Origin of the sequence: Apilactobacillus kunkeei (assembly GCF_001421115.1) — a bacterium.
Lineage (GTDB): Bacteria > Bacillota > Bacilli > Lactobacillales > Lactobacillaceae > Apilactobacillus > Apilactobacillus kunkeei_F.
This window is the reverse complement of the sequence record NZ_JXCW01000001.1, coordinates 121,856-140,452: the sequence shown is the minus strand read 5'-3', so window position 1 is coordinate 140,452 and position 18,597 is coordinate 121,856. Positions and strand designations below refer to the sequence as shown.

The following is an 18,597-nucleotide window of genomic DNA, read 5'->3' as shown; positions in this document are numbered from 1 at the left end:
TTTTATCCCCCCATTAAATCATCGATGCCGTTCTTAAACGTCATCCATTCTGTCTTTACTTCTTCTAGCTGTGTCTTCCCTGCTTCAGTAATTCGGTAGTATCTGCGATTGCGTCCTTCAAACGATTCGTCGTATGTGTCGACCAATCCCTCTGATTTTAAACGGCGCATGACCGGATACATTGTCGAATTAGAAACATTAATGGATTCTTGAACTCGCTTAGTAAGTTCATACCCATACATCTCTTCTTGTTCCAATAGACCCAAGACACAACCATCCAATAGCTTCGTCGCTACTTTTATGGCCATTTGAACATCTCCAATTATATTTCAGATTATATTATACGACATATAATATTATACAAAAATAAAAAAAGCAACTAGAAATTTAATCTAGCAGCTTTTTAATTTTACATATTGCTAACCTTGTTTTGTTTAACGCTCATATTTTCAGTATTAACCCTGACTTCATTACCATCGTGGAAGAATTGTCCGGTCATGGTAACCTTGCCTCCTAGGATGTAAATTTCAAATACTGTGTTGTCTAAATAGAAATCGACTGATGAAGCTTCACCCTTGAATGTTCGAATCGAAGCATCTTCACCGACATTCTTGCGCTTCAATGTCCATTCTTGGTCACTTTCATCGTATGACAAACGAAGATAGCTATCTTCTGATTCTAAGTTCAAATTGAAGTGTTCATCAAATGGCGCCGCTTCAATATGTTTTTGTAAATCGGTGTCGATTGCTTCGTCTTCTTCAATTAATTGTTTGAATTCTTGGACTGGTCGTTGGGTCAAGTCACCATTTTCAATGTGTAATTCTCTTACCATTGAAAGTTCACCTTCCCAGCCTTCTTGATCAGATAGGTATTCGGTATCAGGTAAACCAATCCAACCGACTGATAGCAAACGACCATCCGGAGCATTCAAGACTTGAGTGGCGTAGTAGTCGAAACCTTCATCTAATTGTTTCATTTCAGAAGGATTGATTAACTTCATTTCTTCGAAGTCCAGGTCATCCGCCACAATGTATGCGTTTGGATGAACGTTGTCATAATGGAATTCGTGTTTATCAGCACCTTGTGGGCAGAAGATCACAACGACCTTGCCATCAACGAAACCAACATTTGGACATTCGTCCATGTAGCCTAAGTTGTCGGTGCCTAGGTCTAATTTCTTGTATAATTCCCAACCGTTTTCAATGTCTTTGGTGCGGTAGGTTAGAATTTCACCGGCATTATCGACAGTTTGGGCACCCAAAAATGCGTAGTAGTAATCACCGTGTTTGATGACTTGGGGGTCTCTAAAGTGACCGGTAACTCCATCCGGTTCACTTTCAATCAATGGGTGATCTAGTTTTGAAATATTATTATCGGCATCCATCCACGCACCTAATTGGTAAGGATGTCTAGCCATCTCTTCACCCTCAAAAGTGTTTCCGGTATATATCAAGAATAGCTTGCCGTCGACATTAATGGCACTACCGGAATAACAACCATTACGGTCAGAATTTAAGTCCGGCACCATTGGTTTGTCGATGAACTTCCAGTGAACTAAGTCATCTGACACCATGTGTTGCCAACTTTTTAGTCCGTGCACAGCACCGTATGGGAATGCTTGGTAGAACAAGTGCCATTGGTTGTTGAAGTATGAAAAGCCATTAGGGTCATTCAACAAACCGGTCTGAGTAGTAATGTGATATCCAGGACGCCAGTGTGATTTAGCAATCTTTGTTGCCAATTTCTTTAACACTTCTGGGTCCCAATCTTTGTATAGTCGACCCAATCGATCGATATTCCAGTACTTTGTATCCATTTTTCTAGCCTCACTTTTTTCGTATTATTGTGACTAATTATAACAGGTTGATAAGATAAATGAAACCGGTTTCATAAGGTTTATAAAATCTTTAAAAACGCCGTGGTGATAGTTATATCTACATGAAAAAACATTTTTGATTCTTAACCTTTTTTTAACTATTTTTTACTTGTATTTAGAAAAATCGGGTCCATAATAAAAATTGGGAGCGCATTCAAAAAACTAATACTCCCATAGAAAAAGGTTAAAGGAGATTCCACTATGAAATTTGGTAGCATTGAAGCAGGCGGAACAAAATTTGTTTGCGCCGTAGGTAATGAAAACTATGAAATTCTTGACAGTGTCAGAATTCCTACCACCACTCCTGATGAAACATTAAGCAAATGTATTGAATACTTCGAAAAATTCGACGACTTAACAGCCATGAGTATTGCGTCATTTGGTCCCATCGAAGTGCGCACAGACTCACCAAAATATGGTTATATAACAGACACACCAAAACCAAACTGGTCCAACACTAACTTCTTAGGAACGATGAAGAAACATTTCGATATTCCTATCTTTTGGACTACTGATGTTAATGGTTCCGCTTATGGTGAATACATTACATCAATTAGAAATCATAATCCATTACAAACACTGGTATACTATACTTTCGGTACTGGTGTTGGAGCTGGAATTATCAATGAAGGTTCATTCATTGGTTCTCTAGGCCACCCCGAAGCTGGACACATTTATCTAAAACGCCACCCAGACGATTTAGACTTCAAGGGATTATGTCCATACCACCACAGCTGTCTAGAAGGTCTAGCAGCTGGTCCTACTTTTGACGTTCGTTGCGGTAAGAAAGGTAAAGATGTTCCTATGGATGATCCTGTCTGGGACATTATGGCTTACTACATTGCCCAAGCGGTAATGCAGGCTACCCTATTCATCCGTCCACAAAAAGTTATTTTAGGTGGTGGAGTAATCTCAGAACCAGTTATCAAGAAGGTTCGTGAACAATTCAAGGAAATGTTCAACGACTACGTTGAAGTTGGTGACTTAGACTACTACATCACTATGCCAGCATGTGAAGACAACGGTTCAGCTACAATCGGTAACTTAGCATTAGCATCAAGACAATACTACAAAGAAAACATCGTTAAAATTGATTAATCGATGGAGGAACATAAAATGAAACGAGTTGAATTAGACACCAAAGGCTTAAAGTCCTTTGTGCAATCAAATGAATTAAAGGAAATCGCCCCAATGGTACAAACCGCCCGTGACTTACTAGTTCACGGAACCGGTGTTGAAGCCAAAATGGGTGACTGGGTAAATTTACCAGAGGAATACGATCCCGTTGAATTCGACCGTATTAAAGATGCGGCAAGAGACATTCAAGAAACCTCAGATGTCCTAGTTGTTATCGGTATCGGTGGTTCATACCTAGGTGCCAAGATGGCATTAGATTTCCTACACGGCAGTTTCTTCAACTTAGAAGGTACTGACAAGCACCCGCAAATCTTCTTCGCAGGTAACACAATTAGCCCTGCCTACACTGCCGACTTACTACGTGTAATCGGTGACCGTGACTTCTCAGTTAACGTAATTTCTAAGTCAGGTACCACTACTGAACCAGCAATGGCATTTAGAATCTTCAAAGAAAAGTTAATTGAAAAATACGGTGAAGAAGAAGCTAACAAACGCATTTACGTAACTACCGACGCTAAAAAAGGTGCTTTACACGATGAAGCAATCGATCAAGGCTACACTAGTTTCGTCATCCCTGATGGAATCGGTGGAAGATATTCAGTATTAACTCCAGTTGGCCTACTTCCAATCGCCGCATCAGGTGCTAACATCGATGATTTAATGGACGGTGCACACGAGGCTCAAGTTGCATTAAAGGACGCTCCTTTATATGAAAACGACTCACTTCTATACGCTGCTTACAGAAACATCTTGTATCGTAAGGGATATACTAACGAAATCCTTGAAAGTTACGAACCACATCTTCGTTTCCTAGCCGAATGGTGGAAACAACTTGCGGGTGAAACTGAAGGAAAGAACTACAAGGGTATCTACCCTAGTTCAGCTATCTTCAGTACTGACCTACACTCATTGGGTCAATACATCCAAGAAGGGATGCGTAACCTAATGGAAACAGTTGTTGAAATCAAACAACCTGCTTCAAACCTAGGTATTCCTGCCAACGAAGAAAACTTAGATGGTCTAAAGTACTTGGAAAACACTACAATGGACGAAGTTAACAAGACTGCCAGAGAAGCCGTTGTTATCGCCCACACAAACGGTGGCGTACCAAACATGTTGGTAACCGCTGAAGACAACAGTGAAGCTACTTTAGGTTACTTAATCTACTTCTTCGAATTTGCGATTGCGGTTTCAGGTTACCTAAACGGTATTAACCCATTCAACCAACCAGGTGTTGAAGACTACAAGCAAAACATGTTTGCCCTACTTGGTAAACCAGGATACGAAGAAAGACGTAAGGAAATTCAAGAACAAGATAACGAAAAATTTCACTAAAAAGAGGCGTTGAATATGTTATTAGGAAGTCTCTGTACCACTGATCAAAACCAAATGGTTTGTGCCGTTGGTGACGGTAAGTGCAACATCTCAGACTGGATTGTAATTGATTTAATTGAACCTCAAGAAACTTTGAAAAAAGCTATCGACTACTTCAAAGGTTTTGACGATTTAGCAGCTATTGGCATCTCCTCATTCGGTCCTTTGGAACTTCGTACTTACTCTTCTCAATACGGCTATATTAAAGAATCCTCCCGTCCTAACTGGCAAAATATTAACCTATTAGGCACATTCAAACATCATTTCAATATTCCAATCTCATTTACAACTGATGTTAATAGTCGTGCCTATGGAGAGTACATTAGCTCGATTCTAAACGATGATCCTATCTTGAGTCTGGCATATATCACAATCAGTGATGGTGTCGGTGTCGGAATTGTAAACGATGGAAAGTTTGTTGGACACATGGGTAGCCCTGAAATTGGTCATATCATCCCACAAAGAAACGTTAACGACCAAGACTTCAAAGGAACCTGTCCATATCAAGGTGACTGTCTAGAAGGTCTTGTATCAACCAAGGCCATCGAAGCCAGAACTCACCAACGCCCACAAGAAATCTCAATGTATAATCCTCTATGGGATACTGTGGCGTTCTACATCGCACAATCCGTAATTCAAACCACTGTCTTCATCAGACCACAAAAGGTGATTTTAGGTGGTAGTATCTTAAACGAAATAGAGTTAGGCAAGATTAAGGAACAATTCAAGAAGCTATTCGATGGCTATCTTGATGTTGGTGATATCGATCAATACATCACCCTTCCTAGTCAAGACGCTGACAAGTTATCAATCATTGGTAACCTGTCTTTAGCAAAACAACAATTCTATTCAGAAGACATTAGATAATAAAAAAGACGCCTTTTGGCGTCTTTTTTATTATGTTTACTTGTTTTCGTTTTCACGTTGGCTACGACGTTCTTCGGACTTACGACGAGCTTCATCGAAACTGTCCTTAGCCTTACCGAAGAAGTTTTGTGCCTTACCCTTTAATTCATCTAACTTGCTACCGGTTACCTTACCCTTTAATTCGGTTGCTTTACCTACAACTTTGTCTTTTTTATTTTCCAAACTCATAGTATCACCTCAAGATATAAATTAGATAAATTCCTTTATCTATCCCTATCATAGAACATTTTTCGTGTAATAGTGGTAAAGATTTTACTAAGATTGTGTTACAGTTTTCGAATTGGTAAAATTTCTTGTTTAAAGATATAATAAGGACAAATATTTCGGAGGCGATTAAAATGAAAATCCTAGTTATTCAAGGTCATCCAGACGGAAATTCATTTTCACATGGCAATGCCATGAACTATGTAGAACACGCGAAATCATTAGGTCATGAAGTTGAATTAGTCGACTTAAGTGATGCTGATTTTGATCCCGTTTTACGTTACGGATACAGAAAACACATGGAAGATGAATCATTTCCAAGTAACATCCAAGGATTAGTAAAGAATGCTGATCATATCGCCTTCTTCTTTCCAATCTGGTGGTCAGCTGAACCTTCAGTATTGAAGGGACTATTCGATCGTGTCTTTACTCCTAAATTTGCCTACATCTACCACCCAAATGGAAAACGTGAAAAGCTACTAACTGGTAAAACAGCTAGCATCTTCACAACCAGTCATGGACCAGCATTTTTCTACAAGATGTTTGGTAACGTGTTATTTAGATGGAAGTACCTACTACTTGCCTACTGTGGTATCAAAGCTACTCACTGCTTCGATTTAGGAAACATGGAAAACAAAGTAGACACTCTTGAACGCCGTCAACAATATATTGAAAAGTGTGCCAACACAATTAAATAACTTTCGGAGGTTTCCCCAATGAAAAGCATCTACACAATCTTGATGATTGTCCTATTATTAATCAATTTAGCGCTAATTAGTAATGATATCTTACCGCACACCACTGTCGGTACTATCTTTCATCTATTATTAATTATCGCTTTATTTGTCACTGTTATCATGTGGATTAAAGATCGTCATAAAAAATAAAAAAGGCTGCTCGTTTGAGCAGTCTTTTTTGTTTGCCTAAATTACTTTAAGCAAGTGTTATTTAGTTTTTTGAACTAAGTTCTTGTTAGCACTGATGTAACTACCATTAGTTAATTGCAATCTGTAAGTAGTACCATCCTTCTTCACTGCTTTAACATTCAAAACAGTGCCGCGCTTGTATGACTTCACAGACTTAGTTAACTTAAGGTTCTTGTAGGCACGGATTCTAGAACCAATTACGCGAACCGCGCGAACCTTGCCGCTGTAGTACAAAGGTTTTACGTATGAAGGCTTAGTGGTGATGTAACCCCACTTCTTGCGATCTACTCTAAATAGTCCCTTCTTATTACGTACAATTTGGTTAACCTTGTATCTCTTTAGTCCATTCTTGTTGGTAGTTTCGCCAACAATTCTTAACATCACAGCATTTGGACGTGCTTGTTTCTTGTAACCTTGGATTCTGTTCTTGTGACTGAAGTTGACACTTGAGTATCTGTAGAATCCTTTGACCATGTAGACGTTACGTGGTGTAGTTTGCTTACGAACCAAGTTCTTGTTAGCAGTAATGTAGTGACCGTTAGTTAATTGTAATCTGTAGGTGCTACCATACTTCTTGACTGCCTTAACCTTCAAAACAGTGCCATGTTTGTAGCCTTTAACAGCCTTACTCAACTTAACGTTCTTGTAGGCACGGATTCCCCTACCAATAACCTTAATTTGTTGAACATTGCTACTGTAATACAAAGGTCTCATGTAAGAAGGTCTAGCAGTGATGTAACCCCACTTCTTACGGTCCACTTTAAATAAACCATTCTTCTTAACAACAATTTGATATACCTTGTATCTCTTTACTCCGTTCTTGTTGGTAGTTTCGCCAATGATTCTAAACATTGCTGCCTTTGGACGAGATGTAGCCTTGTAACCTTGAACACGGTTCTTCTTAGTAAAGTTGGTGCTTAGATATCTGTAGAAGTTCTTAACCATGTATACATTACGTGGAATAGTTTGTTCAGGTCCACTTCCGTTGTTTTGTTTCTTAACGTGTTGAGAATCAATGATTTGGATGTAATCAGCAACTGCTGCGTTAATGTCATCAGCATTAGTCAAACCATCAATGGCTGCTTGTGCATCCGCTTGAGCACGTTCAACGTTGTTTCTTTGACGTTTCTTTTCAGCCTTACTCAAGGTCTTATCAGCATCAATGGCTGCCTTAACCTTGTTGGCTTCATTATTGATAGCATCCTTAGCAGCTGTCTTTTGATCATCAACTGATTGACCAGAAACATGGTCTGCATCAATCTTTGCATTACCATTGCTGATGGCTTGGTTAATACTGTCGGCATCTGATGCGTTGTCAATGGCTTGTTCAGCAGCGGCTTTATCAGCATCTACTTGAGCCATTTGAGCATTCTTTTCGGATTGAGTCAATGTCGCATCATTTGCGATGTCATTCTTAACCTTAGCAGCCTGGGCGTCTAGGTCAGCCTTAGCAGCACTCTTTTGGTCATCAACTGGTTTGCCCGGAACATAGTCAGAGGCAATCTTAGCATGCCCATTGATGATAGCTTGGTTAATGCTGTCAGCGTCTGGTGCGTTGTCGATGGCTTGTTCAGCAGCTGCTTTGTCAGCATCTACTTTAGCCATTTGAGCATCCTTTTCGGATTGAGTTAGAGTGGCATCATTTGCGATGTCGTTCTTAACCTTAGTTGCTTCTTCTTCCAGTTTAGCCTTTGCATTAGTCTTTTGATCACCCAATGAAACCTTACCAGGTACATATTGAGCATCGATTTCTTCGACACCTTGAGCAGTTAAAGTATTGATGTTGTCAGCGTTAGTTTGAGCATCAACTTTATCTTTGGCAGCTTGGTTTTGGCTATCTACATTTTGCTTTTGTTGTGCTTTTTCAGCGCTATTTAATGTGACATCATTGTCGATGGCATTCTTAATCTTTTCTGCTTCTGCATCTAGTTTCTTCTTAGCAGCAGCTTTTTGATCATTGGTTGAATTACCTGGTTTATGATCACCGGATGTCTTGGTATTACCATCTTTTAATGCTTGGTTAATTCCATCAGCATCTGAAGCATTATCAATGGCTTGTTCAGCTGTAGCTTTATCAGTATCTACTTGCTTGGTTTGAGCATTTTTTTCGGCTTGAGTTAAGGTGGCATCATTTGCGATGTCTTGCTTAATCTTGGCTGTATTTGCATCTAATTGTGATTTAGCAGCATTCTTTTGAGTATCAATTGAATCAGCAGACTTATGCACGTCACTAACATCAGTCTTGCCTAAGCTTACCGAACTATTAATATTATCGGCATTTTGGGAATTATCAATTGCTTGCTTACTTGCTGCCGCATTTTCGTCAACCTTAGCTTTTTGTGATTCTTTTTCAGCACTAGTTAGCGTGTTATCTGCATCGATGGCTGCTTTGGTATTCTTTGCCGCTTCATCGATTGCTGATTTAGCATTTTCCTTTTGAACATCTAATGAATCAGCAGGTTTATGTTCAGAACTAACTTGAGAATCTGAATCACTTCCAGCCTTGTTGATTGAGTCAGCGTCAGATGCGTTATCGATGGCTTGGTTACCAGATTTTACATCGTCTTCAACCTTAGCTTTTTGTGATTCCTTTTCTGCTTGCGTCAATGTTGCATCGTTTTCAATGTCTTGCTTAATCTTATCTGCTTTTGCAGTCAATTGATTCTTAGCGTTCGCCTTTTGTGTATCAATTGAATCAGCAGATTTATGATCATCATTAACTTGGGCACTCGTATCATCTGCAGCTTTATTGATACTGTCAGAATTTTTGGCGTTGTCGATAGCTTGTTTTCCGGCAGTGACATCTGAGTCAACCTTAGCCATTTGATTGTTCTTTTCAGTTTGGGTTAATGTTGCGTCATTTGAGATGGCATTCTTAGTCTTAGCAGCTGTTTCATCTAATTTAGACTTAGCGTCATTCTTTTGATCTGATAGCGAAGCTCCTGGAATGTAATCAGCATCAAGTTTTGGACGAGCATCACTTAGCGCTTGGTTAATATTATCAGCGTCAGATGCAGCATCAATGGATTTTTCAGCGGCAGCCTTATCATTATCTACCTTATCCTTTTGAGCATCCTTTTCCGCTTGCGTTAATGTGTCATCACCAAAAATTTGGTTGATTAAATCTTGCACATGTTGAGATAGTTTATCTTTTGCTGCTTGCTTTTGGGCATCTAATGATGTTCCCGGCACATAGCTTTGGGCAATGTCACCACTCATTCGGTCACTTAATGAATTAATATCATCAGCATTAGTTGCAGCATCAATCTTATCTTGGGCAGTTGCATTTTCACTATCTACCTTATTCTTTTGAGCAGTCTTTTCAGCACTGGTTAAAGTGTTATCCGCATCAATGGCTGCCTTAGTTTGCTTTGCTTTATCTTCAGCAGCTTGTTTAGCAGCTTGTTTTTGAGCGTCTAATGATTGTCCTGGTACATGTTCTGCATCTACTTGTTCATTAGTATCGTTTACTAATTTATTGATGCTATCCGCATCTGTAGCTTTTTCGATGTTTTGCTTACCAGTAGCGACATCTGAATCCACCTTCGCCTTTTGGGTTGTTTTTTCGGCACTAGTTAAAGTGTTGTCAGCATCAATGGCTGCCTTTGTCTTATTTGCTTCTGCATCTAATTTGGCATTTGCATCTGTCTTTTGATTATCTAATGAAGTTCCTGAAACATGGTCCGCAGAAACCTTGTCGTTAGCATCACTGACTGCCTTATTAATGCTATCTGCATCTGATGAATTATCAATTGCTTGCTTACCAGCAGTAACATCAGAATCCACCTTAGCCATTTGATTGTTCTTTTCAGTTTGAGTTAGTGTTGGATCATTTTGAATATCCTTCTTAACTTTATCTGCTTGATCATCCAATTGCTTCTTAGCGTTTGTCTTTTGATCAGCCACAGATGTACCTGGTTGGTGCTCGTTTTTGACCTTGTCGTTAGTATCACTCACTAGCTTGTTGATACTATCAGCATCATTTGAATTATCAATTGCTTGCTTACCAGCTTTGACATCGTCATCGACTTTATCTTTTTGAGCATCTTTTTCAGATTGAGTTAATGTTGCATCATTATCGATTGCATTCTTAATGCTTTCGGCATAAGCATCCAATTGACTCTTACCATTTGTCTTTTGGTCAGACAATGGTTTGCCAGATACATGTTCGCCGTCAATCTTATCATTGGTGTCGCCGATAGCTTTATTAATACTGTCAGCGTCTGATGAGTTATCAATTGCCTGTTTACCGGAAACGACGTCTGCATCAACTGCTGATTTTTGAGCAGCTTTTTCTGATTGACTCAATGTTTGGTCAGCATCAATAGCATCCTTAATCTTCTTAGCTTCTGCATCTAATTTATTCTTAGCAGCAGTTTTTTGATCACTAACTAATTTGCCTGGTTGATGTTGAGCATCAATAGATTGACTGTTTCGTGAAACTAAATCGTTAATTTCATCAGCGCTGGATGAAGCGTCAATCTTATCCTTAGCAGCTTGGTTAACTTGATCCACATTATTCTTTTGTTGTTGCTTTTCTGCACTAGTCAAAGTGTTGTCAGCATCAATGGCTGCCTTAACCTTGTTCGCTTCTGAATCAAGTATTGATTTAGCGTTTTCCTTTTGGTCATCAACTGACTTACCTGGTTGATGTTCACCATCAATCTTCGCATTAGTGCTATCAATAACTTGTTTGATGCTTTCAGCATCAGATGCATTATCGATGGCTTTCTTACCATCAGCAACATCTGCATCAACATTAGCCTTTTGTGCATCCTTTTGAGCTTGAGTTAGTGTATTGTCAGCATCGATAGCTGCCTTAATCTTGTTTGCTTCTGCATCTAGTTCAGCCTTCTTGGCTGTCTTTTGATCATTTACAGATTGTCCTGGCACATGATCACCGTTGATTTTATCGCTAGTGTCACTAATTAACTTGTTAATATCATCAGCATTTTCAGCTCTGTCAATAGCTTTTTCACCAGATGTCTTATCAGCATCTACCTTGGCCATTTGGGCATCCTTTTCAGCTTGTGTCAATGTATTATCATTGGCGATGTCATTTTTAACCTTAGCTGCTTGATTGTCCAATTGTTTCTTAGCGTTTGCCTTTTGAGTATCTACTGAATCTCCTTGTACGTGGTCCTTGTGAATCTTGTCGTGGCCACTATCGGTTGCTTCCTTAATACCTTCAGCATCATTGGCGCTATCGATGGCCTTTTCTGCAGATTCTCTATCAGAATCAACTTGAGACATTTGGGCATCCTTTTGCGCCTTAGTTAAAGTTGTATCATTTGAGATGTCTTGCTTAACCTTTGCTGCTTGGGCATCCAATTGCTTCTTAGCATTTGTCTTTTGGTCATCTACCGATTGATGTGAAACATGGTCGGAAGCGATCTTATCATTATTTCCTTGAATAGCTTGGTTAATGCTATCAGCATTTGCAGCATTATCAATTACTTGTTTACCAGCGGATGTATCTGAATCCACCTTAGACATTTGTGCATCCTTGTCAGCTTGAGTTAATGTAACGTCGTTTTCAATGTCTTGCTTAATCTTAGCTGCTGTGGCATCCAGTTGAGCTTTAGCTGCTTGTTTTTGGTCATTTAAGTCCTTACCAGACTGATGTTGAATATCAATATCGCTCACACTTTGAGTGATTTGAGCATGAATGTCATCGACATTGGTTAAACCATCAATCTTATTTTGGTCAGCAGCACTTACACTATCAACCTTATCCTTTTGAGCAGCTTTTTCAGCACTAGTTAAAGTTGAATCTGCGTCAATTTCAGACTTAATCTTACTAGCTTCTGCTTGAATAGCTGCTTTGGCATCAGCTTTTTGGTCAGAAAGTGACTTACCTGGTTGGTGGTCTGAGTCGATGTTTTTATTACCATCACTAATTGCTTTATTAACAGCATCAGCATCTTTAGCGACGTCAATTGCTGTTTCAGCTGATTCTTTGTCAGCATCAACCATAGCGATTTGTTCATTCTTTTGAATTTGAGTTAATGTGGCGTCATTTGCGATGTCTTGTTTAACCTTAGCTGCTTTAGCATCTAGTTGTGACTTGGCATTGGTCTTTTGATCAGCTAGTGAAGTCTTGCCTGGAACATATTGAGCATCAATGTCTTTAATCCCTTGGTCGTATGCAGACTTAATATCATCAGCATTAACTGCTGAATCAATCTTAGAGTGGGCAGCTGATTTCACATTTTCGACATTGTTCTTTTGTTCAGCTTTTTCAGCACTAGTTAATGAAACATCAGCATCAATTTGGTTCTTAACTTTAGTTGCTTCTGCGTCTAAGTTGGCATTATTAGAATCCTTTTGGCTATTAACTGAAGTACCAGCTTGGTGGTCTGAAGCAATTTGATCATTGCTATCTTTAGTTGCTTTGTTAATGCCATCAGCGTCAGAAGCGTTATCAATTGCTTGTTTTCCGGCAGATGTGTCTGAATCAACCTTGGCGATTTGCGCATTCTTTTCATCGTTAGTTAATGTTGCATCATTTTCGATGTCACTCTTAATCTTGGCTGCTTGAGCATCTAATTGACTCTTAGCATTAGCCTTTTGAGTATCTACTGATTGTCCTGGTTGATGGTCACTATCAATGTTGGTTTTTCCATTGTTAATTGCTTTATTAACTCCGTCAGCATCAGCAGCGTTATCGATGTCGGATTCCGCAGCTGCTTTATCTGAATCAACTCTGGCTATTTGAATGTTCTTTTGGTCATTGGTTAATGTTGCATCATTTGCAATAGCTTGTTTGATATTGTTGGCCTCATCATTTAATAGTGACTTAGCGTTAGCTTTTTGTGTGTCTAATGATGTACCAGCCACGTATTTTCCATCAACGTCGGAAATACCTTGTTTGATTGCTGAATTGATATCGTCGGCGTTTGTTAAATGGTCAATATTACTTTGAGCCGCGGCAGAAGCTGAATCTACAGCATTCTTTTGCTTGGATTTTTCTTCACTAGTCAAACTGGAATCGGCAGCAATGGCAGCTTTCACCTTGTTAGCCTCAGCTTGAATAGCTTGTTTAGCAGATGCCTTTTGATTATCAATCGCTTGGCCAGGTTGATGGTCCGCTTCCATATTCAAATTACCATCACCCAATGCCTTATTAATACCATCAGCATCAGCAGCATTATCAATTGCTTGCTCAGCAGCGACTTTATCAGCTGCTAACTGATTCATTTGGTCATTCTTTTGATCTTGCGTTAATGTAGCATCATTTGCAATATCATTTTTAATCTTAGCTGCTTGGGCATCTAAATCAGCCTTAGCGTTAGTCTTTTGGTCCGCTAGGGATGTCTTACCGGGAATGTATTGATTATCAATGTCTTGGATTCCTTTGTGGTATGCAGTGTTAATATCATCAGCATTGGTTGCCGTATCAATAGCAGTTTGATCAATTGATTTAGTGCTGTCAACATTAGCTTTTTGCTTTGCTTTTTCCGCACTAGTCAAAGTATTGTCAGATTCAATTTGCTTTTTGACCTTGGTTGCCTCAGCATCCAATTGGGCTTTCGCATTGGATTGTTGATCGGCTACTGATGTCTTGCCTGCAACGTATTGAGAATCAATGTCTTTGATACCTTGTTGATATGCTGTGTTGATATCATCAGCATTAGTTGCCGCGTCAATCTTACCTTGATAAGTAGACTTTACACTATCTACATTAGCTTTTTGAGTTGCTTTTTCTGAGCTAGTTAAACTATTGTCAGCATCAATTTGTTGTTTAACCTTAGTGGCCTCAGCATCTAATTGGGCTTTCGCATTAGATTTTTGGTCAGGTAGTGAGGTCTTTGCTGTGGTATATTGACCATCGATATCTTGAATTCCTTGTTGGTATGCTGCATTAATGTCATCAGCATTGGTTGCAGCATCAATTTTTCCTTGATCAATTGCTTTTACACTATCGACATTGGCTTTTTGAGTTGCTTTTTCTGAGCTAGTTAAACTATTATCAGCATCAATTTGTTGTTTTACCTTGGTTGCTTCAGCGTCCAATCGGGCTTTTGCATTCGCTTGTTGATCAGCTACTGATGTTTTGCCGGCAACATATTGCGCATCAATGTCTTTGATACCTTGTTGGTATGCAGTAATAACGTCATCAGCGTTTGTAGCAGCGTCAATTTTTCCTTGATCAGTCGCCTTTACACTATCTACATTAGCTTTTTGACTGTTTTTTTCTGCACTAGTCAAAGTATTGTCAGCATCGATTTGTTGTTTTACCTTATCTGCTTCAGCATCTAATTGAGATTTAGCATTACTCTTTTGATCAGATAATGAGGTTGAGCTTGTTTGATGTGCATTGTCGATTGAAGCAATCCCTTGGCTTTGCGCATCGTTTATACCATCAGCATTAGTGGCAGAATCAATCTGAGATTGTGCTGCCGCTTTAATGCTATCCACATTACTCTTTTGACGATTCTTTTCATCATTGGTCAATGTATTATCAGCATCAATTGCAGCTTTAATTTTGTTGGCTTCATTATCTAAACTATCTTTGGCCGTTTGTTTTTGAGTACTTAAAGGAGTCCCTGGAGTGTAATCACCATTAATTTGGTTAACAGCATTATCACGTACACCTGAAATCTTTGATAAATCGTTACTTGATTGAATCAACCCAGTGTAATAAGTCTTATCGACTGAAACTAATCTAAGTTGTCTATCTGACTTTTCTTTAGACAGTGTAATATCCGAATTGATTTTATTAGTGGTATTTACAACCGCATTGTTAATATCATTAATAGCTGAATTAATGGTTGCTTGTAATTCAATTTTCTTAATGGAATTAATACCATCTGATAAAGCACCCGCAATGTCACTTGATTGAGAAACACCCATCACATTCGATTGAGCGGTTTGTAAAGCACTCTTAATCCAATTGTTAGCGGTTTGCTTATCATTAGTAGGTAAGTTACCAAGATTGGAAACATTGTTTGTAGAAGTTGCGGCTTGACTGTTTAGTTGTGAAATCGCATTAGATAACGAACTGTTATCTGCTTTGTATGAATTTTTGATGGAGTTTAAAACATTAACGAAATCATCACTGGTTGTAACAGAGTTGATTTGAGAAACATAGTTATTCTTAAGTTGGGTAGTTTGGCTCAATGGAGAGGTTTGATTTAAGTCATTTAAAACTTTACCTTGCAATTGGGCAAGTAATTTAGAATTAAAGTCATTGCCGAATTGGTCATATGTCAAACTTCTAGTGGATGAGAAGGCAATTTGGGTACTAAAGTTAATAAGTTCTCCCCTGCTATTTTCTCTATGTGTGGACATGAATGCTGAAATCCAGTCCCCAGGAGTTGCCTTAATTGGATCAACATAAACTGCTAGATCAATATTTCCACCGACAACTTTACCTGTCTTGTACTTAATATAATATCTACCATTATTCATGGTTAGGTCTTTAGTACCATCATCATTGGTAACAGTTACCTTACTAACTCTGCTTGATAGGTTTGGACTCAAGTTCAATGCGAACTCTAGAACACGGTCAGCACCACCAGTACTACTAATTACTTCAGATCCAAATTGGAAGTTAATCATGTATTTATTAGTAGAAGGGTCATAATTTACCCCGTTATAAGTTAACTTAGTGTTGGCAATGGCATTCTTATATTGGGTACCATTTGCTCCACCGGGTCCAGTAATGAAAGTGTTGCTATCAGCAGGAGCACTTGATCCGCTGTCTCTCAATGATAGTCCCTCTTTAGCATGTGATGAACTTGATGCAGAGCTTGCTAAAGAAGCCACTGATGAGGCGCTTGATTGTTGTGATTTAATATCATTGGAGCTTTGATTAGCACTTGAACTAGCATTGCTAGATTCATTTGAATCAGTGCTGTTATGGCCTGCAACATGACTTGCGTCAATGTTATTCTTACCATCAATTAGTGCCTGGTTAATGCTGTTTGCATCTGTGGCACTATCGATTGATTGTTCGCCAGCTACCTTGTATGAATCTACTTCAGAATTTTGGCTATCCTTGTCAGATTGAGACAAAGAAACATCATTACTGATGTCATCCTTAACCTTGCTAGCTTCGGTATCTAATTGTGCTTTTGCGTCATTTTTTTGACTGTCTATTGTTGAGATATTATTGTCGTTGTTATTTTTATTTGTGGTTGAATTTGCAGAAACTTGAGTTTCACTCGCAAATGCAACATTTTGATTAGATTGGATTACAGCAGCTGAGCCGATTAATGCAAATGAAGCTACTGATAAAACAACCCAATTTTTCTTTACTTTTCTCATAATTTTCTTGTCAGAATTTTTTCTGAACTGTTTGTGGTTGTATAACAATTTATTAACCTCCCGTCGAAAAATAAATTTTTTCAGCAAGAAAAATTATAATCAGATTTTACATTCTATCAAGAGGCTAAACTACTGATATACCAACATTTGATTAACTTTTGATAATATTTCTTTAATCAAAGCGATTGAAACATTGACTTACGGGCATCACAAAAATAGAAAAGATTAGAAAATAGATAGTTTAAGTTTTGTTTAAATTTCATTCAACAGTAATAATTTGATAAAAAATGAGATGAAGGTGAATGACTGATGTAACAATATTAAAACAGTGGTGTGTATATTGTGTCTATTAAAATAACGCTTATTTTTATAAAAAAATCTAATTGTTTGAAATAAAAATACTGCCCAATTGAGCAGTATTTTTTGTTTCAAGTATCCTGGCTACATGGATAAATGTATACATGTATCTTTGGCTACATTTATTTTTGATGAAGTCGTTTGATATTAATCGACATAATTAATGGAACCAACATCAATAACGACATTAATAGTGTTTGATAGTGGTAAGCGGTAATCACATTGGTAATTCCGGCGGTCAAAGTCACCACTATAGACAATAGAATCGAACTCCCTAATTGGTGGAAGACGTTAACGGCACTGGAAGTCGCCCCACCCAATTCCTTCGGCGTATTGGCAACCCCTGATACTGTCAGTGGACCGAACGAGAACCCTTGACCGATTCCCATCACAATCATTGGTAATGCCACTGAAATCATGTAGCCGTGTTTTAAATCTAGACCGAATAGCATTAAGACCCCCATCAAAGTCACGATGGTCCCGAATAACAATAGGTTTTCGTTTTTATACTTATTTGATAGCTTGGATTGAAGCATCCCAAACAAGAATTGTGGAATCGTTTCTGGCATGAACCCAAACGCGGAAAGTAGCGGCGTGAAGCCATAGTACTTTTGTAATACCTGTGGGACTAAAAAGAAGAATGAAAACATTGAGCCGATATAAAAGAATCTGGCGATATATGCGGAAACACGTTCTTGATCTTTGAATATTGCCATTGGCATGATTGGATTATCAATCTTCACTTCGCGGAATAAGAAGAGGACCAATAACACGACAAAAATGGTGATAAATAATACCTTGTGGCCGGTACCGTTAATTGCATTAACCAGTGATAAGATGGCTAAAACGGACAAAATTGAGCCGATATAATCCAAATGAGCGTGGTCTTGGGCGTTTGATTTTGGTACAAAGAAAATGGTCAATAGAATCAATAAAATTCCCAGTGGCACGTTGATTAGAAAACCTAATCGCCAGGAATAAAATGTCGTCATTAATCCCCCGATGATTAGTCCAACACTGGCACCCAATCCGGCTGTCACCCCGTAAAATGAGATGGCCTTTTCACGCTTTTTACCTTCATAGGTATCAAGCAGTAACGCCAATGAGGTTGGTGCTAGAATTGCGGAACCAATCCCCTGAAATGCGCGCATAACGATGATGAATAAGCCGCTTGGTGCGAGACCGACTAGTAGTGAGAAAAAAGTGAAAATGACCAGACCAGTTAAGAAGATTGGTTTTCTTCCATACAAATCACCCAGGCGACCACCTAGTAACAACATACTTCCAAAGACTAACGCATAGATGTTAGTAATCCATGCGACACTTTGACTAGTCATGTGCAAACTACTGGCGATTTGAACCGTACTAGTAAATACGACGGAATTATCCAATAGAATCAAAAAATAGCTAATTAAAATAATTGGCAGGATGATGCCAAATTTATACTTCATGCTTGTGTCCCCCTAAAAATATGATAAAGTAATCATATTACTTAAAGCCGACTTTAAGGCAAGACATCGAGGT

Annotated in this window: 10 protein-coding genes; 5 read left to right on the top strand and 5 right to left on the bottom strand. The window is 38.7% G+C overall.

The features are described from left to right. Positions 1-2: 2 nt before the first annotated feature. Positions 3-308: a PadR family transcriptional regulator gene (locus RZ55_RS00605; protein WP_034535109.1), complete on the bottom strand. Its 306-nt coding sequence runs from the start codon at positions 306-308 to the stop codon at positions 3-5. 101 nt (positions 309-409) lie between these two features. Continuing rightward, positions 410-1,816 (bottom strand): sucrose-6-phosphate hydrolase, encoded by a 1,407-nt coding sequence (locus tag RZ55_RS00600; protein WP_057175465.1) that lies wholly within the window; start codon positions 1,814-1,816, stop codon positions 410-412. Positions 1,817-2,077: 261 nt separating this feature from the next. On the opposite strand from RZ55_RS00600, the gene scrK reads away from it, so the two are divergent. The 3 genes from scrK to RZ55_RS00585 are packed head-to-tail and all read left to right on the top strand — an operon-like array spanning position 2,078 to position 5,254. Beyond that, positions 2,078-2,974, top strand: a complete 897-nt coding sequence (gene scrK / locus RZ55_RS00595) for a fructokinase ScrK (protein WP_057175464.1) — start codon at positions 2,078-2,080, stop codon at positions 2,972-2,974. A gap of 18 nt (positions 2,975-2,992) precedes the next feature. Next, positions 2,993-4,348 (top strand): glucose-6-phosphate isomerase, encoded by a 1,356-nt coding sequence (locus RZ55_RS00590; protein ID WP_053792352.1) that lies wholly within the window; start codon positions 2,993-2,995, stop codon positions 4,346-4,348. Positions 4,349-4,363: 15 nt separating this feature from the next. After that, positions 4,364-5,254: an ROK family protein gene (locus tag RZ55_RS00585; protein WP_053792351.1), complete on the top strand. Its 891-nt coding sequence runs from the start codon at positions 4,364-4,366 to the stop codon at positions 5,252-5,254. A gap of 36 nt (positions 5,255-5,290) precedes the next feature. On the opposite strand, the gene RZ55_RS00580 is transcribed toward RZ55_RS00585, so the two are convergent. Next, on the bottom strand, positions 5,291-5,482 hold the full coding sequence (locus RZ55_RS00580; RefSeq protein ID WP_053792350.1) for a CsbD family protein: 192 nt from the start codon (positions 5,480-5,482) through the stop codon (positions 5,291-5,293). 170 nt (positions 5,483-5,652) lie between these two features. Between RZ55_RS00580 and RZ55_RS00575 the strand changes: the two genes are divergently transcribed. Both RZ55_RS00575 and RZ55_RS07255 read left to right on the top strand, forming a co-directional pair. Next, positions 5,653-6,216 (top strand): NAD(P)H-dependent oxidoreductase, encoded by a 564-nt coding sequence (locus tag RZ55_RS00575; RefSeq protein WP_053792349.1) that lies wholly within the window; start codon positions 5,653-5,655, stop codon positions 6,214-6,216. Between the two features lie 18 nt (positions 6,217-6,234). After that, complete coding sequence (locus tag RZ55_RS07255) at positions 6,235-6,405, top strand: hypothetical protein (protein ID WP_155453888.1); 171 nt, start codon at positions 6,235-6,237, stop codon at positions 6,403-6,405. Between the two features lie 57 nt (positions 6,406-6,462). On the opposite strand, the gene RZ55_RS07225 is transcribed toward RZ55_RS07255, so the two are convergent. Next, the gene (locus RZ55_RS07225; RefSeq protein WP_057175463.1) at positions 6,463-16,764 is read right to left on the bottom strand and encodes a DUF1542 domain-containing protein; all 10,302 of its coding nucleotides are present in this window, start codon (positions 16,762-16,764) and stop codon (positions 6,463-6,465) included. A 431-nt stretch (positions 16,765-17,195) separates the two neighbouring features. After that, complete coding sequence (locus tag RZ55_RS00565) at positions 17,196-18,524, bottom strand: MFS transporter (protein WP_057175462.1); 1,329 nt, start codon at positions 18,522-18,524, stop codon at positions 17,196-17,198. Between the last annotated feature and the right edge of the window lie 73 nt (positions 18,525-18,597).